General features: G+C 52.5%; 10 protein-coding genes. 4 read left to right on the top strand and 6 right to left on the bottom strand.

All coding sequences use genetic code 11. The features are described 5' to 3' along the window. Positions 1-665 precede the first annotated feature (665 nt). Positions 666-2,273 carry a phospholipid carrier-dependent glycosyltransferase gene (locus VFA09_14805; GenBank protein ID HZU68544.1) on the top strand — a complete coding sequence of 536 codons (1,608 nt, stop codon included), beginning with the start codon at positions 666-668 and terminating at the stop codon, positions 2,271-2,273. A 3-nt stretch (positions 2,274-2,276) separates the two neighbouring features. On the opposite strand, the gene mnmE is transcribed toward VFA09_14805, so the two are convergent. From mnmE to VFA09_14790, 3 genes are read right to left on the bottom strand one after another with little or no spacing between them, the layout of a single operon-like run. Next, a complete protein-coding gene (gene mnmE / locus VFA09_14800; GenBank protein ID HZU68543.1) occupies positions 2,277-3,677 on the bottom strand; it encodes a tRNA uridine-5-carboxymethylaminomethyl(34) synthesis GTPase MnmE in 1,401 nt (466 codons plus the stop codon). A 36-nt stretch (positions 3,678-3,713) separates the two neighbouring features. Continuing rightward, entirely contained in the window at positions 3,714-4,577 is an 864-nt protein-coding gene (gene fdhD, locus VFA09_14795; GenBank protein HZU68542.1) for a formate dehydrogenase accessory sulfurtransferase FdhD, read from the bottom strand. Then, entirely contained in the window at positions 4,578-4,838 is a 261-nt protein-coding gene (locus VFA09_14790; protein ID HZU68541.1) for a hypothetical protein, read from the bottom strand. A gap of 265 nt (positions 4,839-5,103) precedes the next feature. Between VFA09_14790 and VFA09_14785 the strand changes: the two genes are divergently transcribed. Beyond that, the gene (locus VFA09_14785) at positions 5,104-5,595 is read left to right on the top strand and encodes a transcriptional repressor (GenBank protein HZU68540.1); all 492 of its coding nucleotides are present in this window, start codon (positions 5,104-5,106) and stop codon (positions 5,593-5,595) included. Between the two features lie 19 nt (positions 5,596-5,614). Here the strand turns inward: VFA09_14785 and VFA09_14780 are convergent, their stop codons facing one another. After that, entirely contained in the window at positions 5,615-7,408 is a 1,794-nt protein-coding gene (locus tag VFA09_14780; protein ID HZU68539.1) for a penicillin-binding transpeptidase domain-containing protein, read from the bottom strand. A 154-nt stretch (positions 7,409-7,562) separates the two neighbouring features. Continuing rightward, positions 7,563-8,372 (bottom strand): phosphatase PAP2 family protein, encoded by an 810-nt coding sequence (locus VFA09_14775; protein HZU68538.1) that lies wholly within the window; start codon positions 8,370-8,372, stop codon positions 7,563-7,565. A 412-nt stretch (positions 8,373-8,784) separates the two neighbouring features. Between VFA09_14775 and VFA09_14770 the strand changes: the two genes are divergently transcribed. Then, on the top strand, positions 8,785-10,143 hold the full coding sequence (locus VFA09_14770; protein HZU68537.1) for a helix-turn-helix transcriptional regulator: 1,359 nt from the start codon (positions 8,785-8,787) through the stop codon (positions 10,141-10,143). A gap of 336 nt (positions 10,144-10,479) precedes the next feature. After that, positions 10,480-10,998, top strand: coding sequence for a cyclic pyranopterin monophosphate synthase MoaC (gene moaC / locus VFA09_14765; protein ID HZU68536.1), 519 nt, complete (start codon positions 10,480-10,482; stop codon positions 10,996-10,998). Here moaC and VFA09_14760 read toward each other — a convergent pair. Continuing rightward, complete coding sequence (locus VFA09_14760; protein HZU68535.1) at positions 10,995-12,005, bottom strand: hypothetical protein; 1,011 nt, start codon at positions 12,003-12,005, stop codon at positions 10,995-10,997. The genes moaC and VFA09_14760 overlap by 4 nt on opposite strands. Positions 12,006-12,011 lie beyond the last annotated feature (6 nt).

Raw genomic sequence — 12,011 nt, 5'->3', positions numbered from 1 at the left:
AACTCGCCATCCAGTACTCTATGGTGACTCCCTCCCAAGCAGGAGAGAGCACATGAACCAGTGCCAAGTTGCGATCCAGGCCAAGTTGCTGTACTAAAGTTGTTGCACTTGGCTGTTCGCAGATTGCCCCACCTGTACGCTCATACAGCGGGGCCGAATTGACAGAAACTGCGGCGCTCGGAAGGTTCTGTGTTCGTTCGTATTCAGACGCCAAACAGTTGCTGTTCTGCTTTCCACTTTTCAATTGTCAAGGTACTTCCCGAAGCAAGTACTCTTGCTTCTTAATCGCCGGTTTAGACAGATACAGAATGCCAGGGATCCGATACCCACGAGGGGAAACGCAGCCCTGGGTTATAATTTTCTTCAGGAAATCCTTTTAAGGGGTTCGCTTACGAAGTTCTTACCGTCTTTACGGCGACAACGGTATTATGCCATAGCTCCTAATCCGTTGTCAAGGGGTTTTGGGGATCATTTTTTGTAAATTTACAAAATTGTATTTTCTGTTTTTTCGATCCCGCGCGCCCCTGAAGTTGTTAAAGCGCAAAGAATAGAACATCCGCGTAGTTTAATTCACTCCGGTTTAATACCAATTTGTTTCTTGATACGTTCTACTTTGTAGGGCATACACAGGATATTATTCCGCCAGGCAACAATGAGGTAAAGGCATGCCGGTAAGTTCGATAGAAAACGAGGCAAAAGATAATCAAGTGCGTGCGGCAGATACGCTCCGCTGGCAAACGCTTCTTATGTGGGGAGTGGTTGTAGCGCTCGTCATTGCCGCTGTTCTCATGCGTCTCTATAAGTTGGATGTTCCATTCGACCGTGATGGTTATGATGAGGGAGTATACTGGCAATCCTTGCGTGCTATGAGCGCCGGTCATGCCCTGTATCAGAGTATTTTTTACTCGCAGCCACCGTTCTTTTTACTTTCAAGCTTTCCTGGCTACGTTCTGTTTGGCAACACCCTCTGGTCAGCTCGCCTGGGCATCGCCCTGATATCCCTTTTCGGCCTGCTGGGAGCATTTCTTTTGGGGAAGGCCCTGGGAGGACGCCTGGGCGCAGTAACAGGGCTTTTGCTGCTGATCGTCAATCCGGTCTATCTCGCAGAATCGCAGACGATTCAGGCCGAGGCATCATCTACGGCATTTTCGCTGCTCGCGGTCGGACTGGCCTATATGTGGTGGGAGCAGCCCGGGGGAATGGCGGGACTGTGTTGGGCAGCGCTTACAGGCGTCACCGTCTCGCTGGCTATCATGTGCAAATTATTGAGTGTCACCTGCCTGGTACCTATTGTACTGTTGATGCTGGCACGCATCTGGCAAGGTTTGCAGAGGCGAATGGGAGCCAGAAATATACCGCTCGTACCAATCGCTGCCGGTATCCTGGCATGTATTGTGACAGCATTGCTGCTGGTAGTCCCTTTTCTGAATTCGTCTCAAACGCTGATCTCAACCGTGATTTCCTTCCACACGAAGGCCGCGACAGCATTTGCATCCTCTCAGAGGGGCAATTTTTCCCTCATCAAAGGCGCCCTTATTTCGTGGTTGAGCCTGGCCGCGCTGTTTGGCATTGTGGCTTCTTTCTTACGCAAGGATTGGCGCGTTCTCCCATTAATTGCCTGGCTGCTTGCGACGATTTACATACTCTGGCGCCAGGTTCCACTTTTCCAGCACCATCTCATAGCGCTGATTCCTCCTTTGCTCGGACTGGCAGTGATAGGAATAGGCAATAGCCTGACCTGGGAAAGCCTGGCCGGGTATTACACCATCTTTACAAGGAGCGGGCATACCATTTCAGAAAAGAGAAGAGCGAATCGATTCCTGGCATCCATAGAAAATATCCTGCTATGGACCGCACTTATCTTGATAGGAATAACGGTTGTGCTGGCGATCCGGCAAGATAGAGCGTATTACAGAAATGTGGCGTATGTGGCTACCGACCAGCAAACACAACAGGGATTACGTGTCGCGGCAGATTTGCAGCATGCTATTACCCCGGATCAACTGGTGATAACAGATGCGCAGTTCATCGCGGGGCTGGCAGATCGCAATACCCCGCCGTCCCTCGTCGATACCTCGACGGTGCGCATCGAGAGCGGCTATCTCACCCTGGCCCAGCTTGAAAATGCGGCTTCTCAACCCCAGGTTCACGCGATTCTCTTTTATACCGGACGTTTAGGAGAAGGGCAAACGGCCCCTTTCCGCGCCTGGGTCGCGCAGCATTTTCGACTGCTGCATAACTATGGAGGAGGAAAAGAACTGTGGGTAAGGTAACATTCACTTTCCAATACAAAATTCGCTGAAGATTCTTTCCAGGAGGTCCTCGCTGGCCGTCTCACCAGTCACTTCTCCCAGCGCGTCATAGGCGGCACGCAGGTCGATGGAGACGAAATCGAGCGGCAATCGCTGTTCGAGTGGGAGCAGTGAGGCTTGTAGATGCTCAGCAGCCCTGCGCAGCGCTTCCTGGTGGCGCGCGCTGGTAATCAGCGAACTTTCGCCGCTTAAGACTTTCCCACCCAATACCAGGTCGGCAAGCGTCTCCTCGAGCCGGTCAAGCCCCGCGCCGGTGAGCGTCGACGTGGAGACGAACGGCGCCTCCGGCCACATGCTACCCGCTTCGTCGATTTGCAGTTGCCGGGGCCGGTCCGATTTATTCACCACTACGATCACCGGCCTGTTCTTTGTGCCAAATCCCATGGCATGTAGTTCCGCGGAAACCTGCATATCCTGTTCGTTCAGTCGCTCGGAACCGTCGAACACGAGCAGCACAACGTCCGCGCTTTCAGCGGCCGCACGACTGCGCTGGACGCCAATCTGCTCAACAGGATCATCACTGGGCGTGATACCGGCGGTATCGATGAGATGAAGTGGAATGCCGCGCAGATTCGCCACCTCTTCAACTGTATCGCGAGTCGTTCCGGCAATGGGCGTGACGATGGCGCGCTCGGTACGCAGCAGGGCATTGAGGAGGCTGGATTTTCCCACATTTGGCCGCCCAATAATCGCGGTACGCAGTCCTTGCCGGTAGAGCCTTCCCTGCTCTGCTCCAGCGAGTAAGGTATCCACCTTCTGTTGCGCTATTTCAATCAGCGGTCGCAATTCTTCAGGTTGGGGAGTGGGCACGTCCTCTTCAGGAAAATCGATGCTGGCCTCGATGCGTGCGATTACCCCCAGCAAGGCGTGGCGGGCATCCTGCACCTGTTCTGAGACGCGCCCGCGCAGTTGGTGCATCGCCAGGCGCTGCCCGGCCTCGGTCTGGGAACTGATCAGGTCCATCACCGCCTCGGCCTGCGCGAGGTCGAGCCTGCCATTGAGGAAGGCGCGCAAGGTAAACTCACCAGGATTCGCCATGCGGGCCCCCTGTGCCAGCACCAGGCGCAGCATGCGCTGGAGTACCAGCGGTCCGCCATGCCCCGAAATCTCGACAACATCCTCACGCGTGTATGTACGAGGGGCATGCATGAAAGCGACCAGCACCTCATCAAGGATCTCTTGCGTCTGAGGATTGACAATATGACCATAGGTGAGTACGTGCGATGGCGGTACGCCAGTACCTCCACCTGGGCGGCGTAAGAGTGGCAATACTACATCAAATGCGTCCGCGCCACTCACACGGATGATGCCTATGCCCCCTATACCGGGCGGCGTGGCAATAGCGGCTATCGTATCGTTCTGCATGAGCGGATTATACAGCAACGATATACTGGACGCAATTCATTTTACTATTCTCTCCGCATGCGTATACACATTCATCTCCCGGCCCCGTAAAAAGCCGATCAGCGTGATTCCGGCCTGGTTAGCCAGTTCGACCGCCAGGCTGGATGGAGCTGAAATGGCGGCAACACAGGGTATACGCGCCAGCAGAGCCTTCTGGAGAATCTCGAATGAGGTGCGACCACTCACCAGCAACAGGTGCCTGTCATAGGGAAAATCACCATGCCGCAGGCCGTGTCCGATAATCTTATCTACAGCGTTATGGCGGCCAACATCTTCGCGCAGCAGGTACAATTCGCCATTCTCTGCAAACAGGGCCGCCGCGTGCAGGCCGCCGGTATGACTGAACACCGATTGGCCCGCGCGCAATTTTGCCGGCAAATCGTAGATGCCTGCGGCTGAAAAGCGTACATCGCCCAACTCGAGCGGTGGTAGCGCAAGCATTAAATCATCGATGCTGTTTTTTCCACAGAGACCACAGCTTGCCGAGACCGTAAAATGGCGCTCGAAAGTCGCCTGCCTGGGTACCAGGGCCTCTGGCTGCTCGCTCTTGCGCAGCGTTACATTGACCACATTTGCCAGCGGCAAGCCATCTGCATCGGTCGCGCCTTCAATTGCGAGTACTTCACTGGCGCTTGCAATGACGCTCTCCGTCAGGAGAAACCCCATCGCCAAATCAAAGTCGTGTCCAGGTGTGCGCATAATCACGGCCAGGCTGCGACCGGCGATACGTATTTCGAAAGGCTCTTCAACCGTCAGATATTCTTCGCGCTGCTCCTGCTCATCTTTGTGCCAGTGCGTCACCTGGACATTCATCACGCGCTCAGGATCGAGCTGCGAGCGCCAGAAGCCCGGAACGACCATTTATTTCCTGCCCCTCTGTTCATAGGTTGGTATGGCTTGAGACCCGGTCACGCGCGTAGATACCTGCAAATTCTGCCGCTTGAAGTAGTATTTACAGGCGCCGGGACGTACAGGGTCTGGCGGCTCGATGGCTACCAGGCCCCAACCCTCCTGCTCCAGCCAGCTCCATGCCTCATATTCTTCATCAAAGTCACGCACAACATCGCCTGCAATCGTAAACACCATCGTACCCAAAAGGTAACGATGCTCCCAGCGTACCATAGTCTCCTATCCTCTCAAGGCAAAACTATCGCGTTTTGTATACAGTAGTATAGCAGCGAATCGGTATCCTCACCAGGGCGACTGCCCTTCAACCCCAACAGCCCTCCGATCACACGCTTATCGGGACAACCCCCTTAAGAAGAATCAACGCGCAGGTGAGAAGTTGTCGTATACGTGAACAATCTTTCCTATATGTTGACGCCAATACAAAGCGATGCTACGATATGAACACACCATTCTTCCAACGAAGGAACGAGATTAGAGGATGCATCATTACGGAAATTCAAGCAACGAAACACTGCGCAAGCGCGGCTATCGCCTGACGCCTCAGCGCTATATGATATTGAGCGTCATTCAAGAGGCCGATGAACACCTGAGCATCGACCAGATTCTGGAACGCGTGCAGAAGCGCAATCCTTACGTCAGCCTGTCCACGATCTATCGCACGCTGGAATTGCTGCGGGAACTCGGCCTTGTGCGCGAAAATCACCTGCCCGGCCAGCAACCCCGCTACGAGATCGCAGAGGGGAAGGCGCACCATCACCTGGTCTGCCGCCGCTGCCGTTCAATGCTCCACCTGGACGATACCCTGCTCGGCAATCTCAACGAACAATTGCAAGACCAATACCACTTCCATAACTTAACGCTCGACCTGGTAGCGGCGGGCTACTGTGACAGTTGTTGGACGATCATACAGCAAGAGAACAGCAATAAAGAAGAAAGGCCTGACGCGACGGTAGCCGAGAACGACCTATAATCCGGTTGTACAACATCTCTCATTGCAGCAGTCCTGTTTGCGCGCAATACTGGTTATCCTGAGCCTGCAATTGGCCGGGATCAGTTGACTCCACGGGCGCTAACTTGTACTGGGGAATATTCTGAAAGATGTAATTGTACAACTGCTTAATAATTGGCCCATTCACCAGGCCACCTTCACCGGCATTTTCCTTCATGGAGACAATTGTCAGCTTTGGATTCTGGTATGGCGCCTGGCTGATTACCCAGCTTTCGGCTCCCAGCCCCCCGCCAACTTCGCCTGTGCCGGTCTTGGCGATAATGGCGTAAGGCGAGGTCCACATTTCAGGGTTGAGAGGAGAAGGGGGATCGCCGAACCGCCCCGAACCGCAACGCACCACGCCCAACATCGCCTGGCGCACCTGCGTTGCTGTGCTTGCCTTCATCTTGGAACCCAGGTCCTGCGGGCCAAATGATTGCACGACAGCAGAATTTGTTGGGTCAGTAACTTTCATCACCAGCCAGGGTCGCATCAAATCGCCATTATTCGCTACGGCGTTATCCAATAGCGACATCTGGAATGGCGTGACGAGATCCACACCCTGCCCGAAGGCGTTCTCGGCAAGCCGGGAAACACTGAGCGTAGTCGCGCCCGCAGGCAAAACCGAACTTGGCGTTACCGGTAGATCAAAAGGCGGCGACTGGCCAACATAAAAGGCCTGGTTATATTTGAGCCAGGTGGCCGCGCCTATTTGCGCGCCTATCTGAGCATAGATGATATTATCCGAATGCGAAAAGCCATACTCGACATCCACCGGGAAATGGAAGGTGAAGGTCTGGATGTTATTTCCAACACCGTTAATGCCAAATGTCTCCTGCCCATCTCCACAGTTCTTGGGAGGAAGCACAATACAGCTCTGCTGCCCATATTGCACGGGGCTGGCGCAATTTGTGCAGCTGGCAGTTGTTGTACCATTTGGCGGACCTATCACCACCGGACCTAGCGCGTTCTGCTTGCCGAACTGATTATTCAACTGCCAGTTGCCAGAATCAAGTCCCGCCACGAGTGTCATGGTTTTATAGGTCGAGCCGGGCACATAGCGGTAGTCAAGGGGACGCTCTGGCAATGGGTCTTCCTTGTCATGCCTCTGATCGAGCTTGATAAGCGAGTCAATGTACGTCGGATTCGAGGCGCTCTGGGGTTGATCAGGGTTGACCAGGGCGAGAGAAGCAACTTTATTAGGATCGAATCCGGGCCGGCTCACCATCGCCAGTACTTCGCCCGTGTGAGGGTCCATAACAACGATGGAACCACGATCAGAGGGAAATACAAACTGACCATCTGGTGTGGCGGCGTACTTATCAAAGAAGTCATTGGCCGCGCGCTGGATGCGATCATCAATGGTAAGGTAAATGTCATCGCCGATAGGAGGCCGGTGTAATGTGCCGTTCAAGGTATTATTGAGGCCGGTAATGCCTACTGTGCCGTTCAAATAGGCATTGTACTGGTGTTCAATGCCCGTCGAGCCAAACAAAGGACTGATATAATAGCCGATCAGTCCCGCCAGGGAAGGATCGGTGTAAACGCGCTGGTAACCGCAGAGGGCGGGATTGGTGCTGGGTATCGAATATGCCAGCACGACGCCATTACGGTCAAGGATACGCCCTCTCTTGGGCGCGCTATCACCGAGACAATGACGGGTAAAGGTACTATAAGTATTTGCTGTCACCGCCGGCGCGGCCCATACCTGCCAGTAAACCAGGCCAACACTCAGCAAGACAAATAGTATGATAAACAGATACGTGAGTCTGCGTATGCTTCTCCCTATATACACTGCGCTATCCTTGTCTGCGATAAAAACAGATTCCACCATCGATGAGGCCCAGGGCGGAGCAAGCTCCCCACCCCTACTTGTGGTGGAAACGTAAAAAACATTACTGCCAGCGAAAAGTGTACTATTGTTAACAGCGTTTGGCAAGCAATATGGGTCACACAAATCTGCTCTTCTTCTCATTGCGCAGTAAGAGGGCAATGGCGCAGCATGCCAGGCTTGCCCCAAACAGGTAACCGGCAATGACATCGGTCAGAAGATGCAGGCCAATATAGAACATGATCAGTCCACCTGCGACAGCAATAGCAAATGCGATTGCCATCAACAGCCCGCGCAGGAACCGGCGCCTTACGTGTCTCCAACAGAGCCAACCGGCTACGATGCCAAGAAAGCTCCAACGTATGGCGTGACCGCTGGGATAGCCATTATCGGGAGTCGTATCGGCTAGCGAAAAGGGAGTCGTTGCGCTATATTGTTCTTTACGAATCGCTCTCGCCGAAGCGGGGCGCGCATCCCACCACATACCCAGCATAATCATCAGCCGTACCGAACGGGGTTGGCGCAGCTCCTGCGGACATGCCAGAACATTCATGCCGTAACCGAGAGAATCTGGAACCGGCTGCGAAAATACTTGCTTGCCCACAAACTCGACGCCCAGACCCAACACAAGTAAAAGTACTATATAGAGTAGTACGCGTTTGCGATATCGCAACCACAGGCATACAATACCCAATACCACAGTAAGAAAGGAGCTAAAAGGGAGGTCTCCTAACAGCTTCCACTGGCGAAACACACAATCAGCACCGGTAAGGGGCCGGTGTAAGAGCCATTGGTCGGCGCTCAATGTCAAATTTGTGAAGATACCGCTCGCGAAAATGGCGGTATACAGCAAGAAAAGCAGCAGCAGCACAAATGAAACGAAATACCATCTCTTTTCTGCTGCAATACGTTGCAATTTTAGATTCATGGCTTTCCATTGTTGAGCTTCATCAGGAATAAAGCAGGATACAGCAATCAAACGCTGATACTGAGTTATCCTTTGAGACTAGGAACGAATAATCCGGGAAAACCATAGCGTTCCTGACCCCTAATAGGAAGTTCGTCCAGGTTGCTCGATGAAAAGAGTTTTTCCAGGATGCAAACAGTTGAGGTGTATTTCTTTTTCATTTTAAAGGCGATAGCATGCTATCAAACAATAACTTTTACTAATTTTCGTCTAATTTGATAGTATGTATGAGTCATCCTGTTTGTTGATAAATTCTATTCCGTTTAGACTTGACAGAAGCAAGGATGTATTTTACAATAAGCATGGTAAGCCATTTTGTTATTTATTGATTTCCCCTTCGCAAAAAAATTTGGCGATTATGTAGGAGGGCATTATGCCATATGATCCATCGCAGCAAAACATTGGTCAATCGGTCGGGGCCAAAATCCGTGCTGCGCGCATAGCTAAGAAGTATACCCAAAGCCACCTCGCTCAACCTGATTTCTCAGTCAGTTACATCTCTGCTATAGAACGGGGCCAGATTCACCCGTCGCTGCGGGCTTTAGAGATCCTGGCAAATCGCCTCGGTCTCTCCTCAGCCGATTTCCTACCGGATGCTTCATCAAATAATTCACACGCGGAGGCCGCGGCAAATGAGGCAACGCGAAACGCGGCAGATATTGAAATTCAGTTGCTTGAGGCGCAAATCGCTATCTGGCAAGGTGCCGCACAGAGCGCTATCGCTCAACTACGCAAACTGACATCCAGGGAGCTGACTGTGCGTCAAGAGATACAGTTGCATTATCTCCTTGGTTGGGCCTACTCCATCGCATCTCAATTCCAGGAAGGGGAAAGCGCTCTTTCCGAGGCGCTGCATCTTATCAAAGATCCAAACGATCATATGGGGTTGCAAATCCTCAACTTATTAGGGAATGTCTATGCCGCGATGCACAATTACGCGCAAGGACTGCAGGCGCACCAGCAGAGCCTTGACATGCTTGAAAACATGCAGCCCTTGAATCCCTTTTTAATGGCGCAAGTGTATATGAATATGGGTCTGCATTATACGTATTTGAGCAGGTTTCAGCAAGCGATTGAAATGTTCCAGCGCGCTCTGACACTGACTGAGGCGGTTTCTCATCCCGATCAACTGCGATCACTCTATTTGCATTTGTTCCAACATTATAAAGAAATAGAGGATTACCAGCAGGCCACGCTCTATGGGTACAAATTGATGCAGGTCTCTTCAGAGGAATATAGTCAATCACTCAAGAGCGGCCTCTATTACTACCTTGGACGAGCGATGCTGCGTGGCAACCGGCAAAGCGCTCTTGCATACCTTGAGAAAACACTGGCGCAGGTGGAGGCGATGCAAGATCAACTGGTTCTGGCGACTGTCACCGGCCAGTACGCGCAATGGCTCCTTGAGAACGATCAGCTTGCAGAGGCACAGGAACAGGCGGAAAAGGCCCTGGTCCTGGCATCTCAGTACGAAGATACGATGATGAAGGCCGAAGCGCTTATGACGCTGGGCAAGATTGCCTATGCGCAGAAAGCGTCCGAAACAGGTGATGGACACTTCGTAGCTGCGCTTCAGATGCTGGAGCAGTTGAAAGCTCTTGAGGAACTGGCCGATGGATGCGCCATGTATGCGCAACTTTTAGAGGAACATGGCAAAATGAACGAGGCTTTCAATTATATGAAACAGGCTTTCGCCGCTCGCCGGCGCATGCAGGTTTACACCTCAGAATAGGAATTCGAGCTGCGCAAAGCACGAGGGGATGGATACCTGGAACGCATCGCCGGGCATCTATCCCCTCGTGCTTTGCGGGCGATTCCCTGGAAGGTGAGTAGAGATTCTTCGCTGCGCTCAGAATGACATGCTCAAGGTATGTCATTCTGAGCGCAGCGAAGAATCTCACGCGCGCTCCTGAACTCACGTGAACTCTCCTGTCCTGGGGACTGCTGGGCAATCACCAGGAGCTTTTAGGCTGGCAACGGATTTTTCATCAGCTATGATATACTGCCATAAATGATTTTTGATAAGCAAAGAGAAAAATGCTGTCCTTCATGAAAGGCCGATGTACTTATGCCATCTCAATCAACGAATCAACCTGAAAAACCCGCGGAGCAGCTGACGCACCTGGATGAGAGCGGTAATATTTTTATGGTCGATGTTACGGAACGCGCGGAAACGATGCGTGAAGCCGTGGCAAAAGCGCGCGTGCGTATGGCACCGCAAACGCTGCGCCTGATCGAACACAACCAGGTTTCTAAGGGCAGCGTGCTGGAAGTAGCGAAGATCGCGGGAATTATGGCTGCCAAGCAAACGCCCCAGCTCATCCCACTTTGTCACCCTCTGCCCATGACGCATATCGAGCTGCACTTTAGGCTTGACAGCACCAGGGGATTGATACATATCGAAGCGCGCACCCGCACGACCTATAAGACCGGCGTAGATGTCGAGGCACTGACGGCGGCAACCGTCGCCGCATTAACGATCTACGATATGTGTAAAGGTGTGGATACAACGATTACGCTCGAACAAGCCTATGTGGCGCGCAAAAGCGGGGGCAAAAGCGGTACCGTTGAATTTGAGCCGCATTAGTCAGCAGGCCTGACATCCAGTTTTTTGAACAGCGTTTCCAGCAGGTAACGATCTTCCGCCTTACCCAGGTGCAGTTCGGTCTTGCCAAGAGAGGTTGTTAGCGAACCATCCGCGGCGACAGGAGATTGGCTGCGAATAGCGCGTGGATTTCCGCCGAGCCAGCGAACCGGTTCGAGCAGCGTTCCAAGCAGCACAGAGATGGTAATGTAACGCCCGCGCAACTCCTTATCCAGGTCTACAAGATGCAGCTCCAGCGTGTCTTCATGCTGGGTAATCGCACCTGAGAGCCTGCCCGATTGAAGGTAGATGACCTGCTGGCTATCGGGTCGCTCTAAGGTATGCACGCCTCGCCAGGCTCTTGCGTTGCGCGAGCCATTTCCACTTCCTACCAGGGATGCATAGGAATGCGCAGCAGGATTCTGTTCGATGGGATCGGGAGTAGTATCTGCCAACGAAGCGACTTCCACCAGGTTCCGCAGGGCATGTTGCCGCATATTATTCTGCTTGATATGCAGGCTGATGTAGATAGCCTGTTGCAAGAGTGCGCGCGCCCGCACATCGTTATCTGTATGTTCGTGGCGCCCCTGCCTGAGTAAAGCACCGGCCTGGTCGATCAGCAATTCGCACAGCAATTCCACCATGCGTACAGGAACATTGACCATGGAATGCATTTGCTCATCCTCTTCCACCTCAATAGCCGGTATATCCGGCTGGATAGCTGCTTTCATTGCATCATAGATTTCCAGGTATGCAGTATGACAGGTTCGACACCCTATTAAATGATATATGAGAGGAGCATAACGCAAGATTACATAGGGTTCATTTTTCAATAGAGCCATCGCAAAATTTGGTAATTGCGTATAGAATTGAGGATGATAATTCCCTGCAAGCTCCCCTTCATCACGTAAAGAATCAATCTGTGTTTGCACCTGCCCCGGTGGTGTCGCTAATACTTGTTGTAGCCATTGTGCAAGCTGTATATTATCGAATCCATTTTTTTCAGCCATAGGTTT

The organism is Ktedonobacteraceae bacterium, assembly GCA_035653615.1.
Taxonomy (GTDB): domain Bacteria; phylum Chloroflexota; class Ktedonobacteria; order Ktedonobacterales; family Ktedonobacteraceae; genus DASRBN01.
The sequence above is the reverse complement of the archived record's forward strand: the minus strand, read 5'-3'. Positions and strand labels throughout refer to the sequence as shown.

Bases quoted from the DNA above. Each gene is read 5' to 3' on its own strand.
- VFA09_14805 (HZU68544.1), top strand. From the start codon at position 666: ATGCCGGTAAGTTCGATAGAAAACGAGGCAAAAGATAATCAAGTGCGT.
- mnmE (HZU68543.1), bottom strand. From the start codon at position 3,677: ATGCAGAACGATACGATAGCCGCTATTGCCACGCCGCCCGGTATAGGG.
- fdhD (HZU68542.1), bottom strand. From the start codon at position 4,577: ATGGTCGTTCCGGGCTTCTGGCGCTCGCAGCTCGATCCTGAGCGCGTG.
- VFA09_14790 (HZU68541.1), bottom strand. From the start codon at position 4,838: ATGGTACGCTGGGAGCATCGTTACCTTTTGGGTACGATGGTGTTTACG.
- VFA09_14785 (HZU68540.1), top strand. From the start codon at position 5,104: ATGCATCATTACGGAAATTCAAGCAACGAAACACTGCGCAAGCGCGGC.
- VFA09_14775 (HZU68538.1), bottom strand. From the start codon at position 8,372: ATGAATCTAAAATTGCAACGTATTGCAGCAGAAAAGAGATGGTATTTC.
- VFA09_14770 (HZU68537.1), top strand. From the start codon at position 8,785: ATGCCATATGATCCATCGCAGCAAAACATTGGTCAATCGGTCGGGGCC.
- moaC (HZU68536.1), top strand. From the start codon at position 10,480: ATGCCATCTCAATCAACGAATCAACCTGAAAAACCCGCGGAGCAGCTG.
- VFA09_14760 (HZU68535.1), bottom strand. From the start codon at position 12,005: ATGGCTGAAAAAAATGGATTCGATAATATACAGCTTGCACAATGGCTA.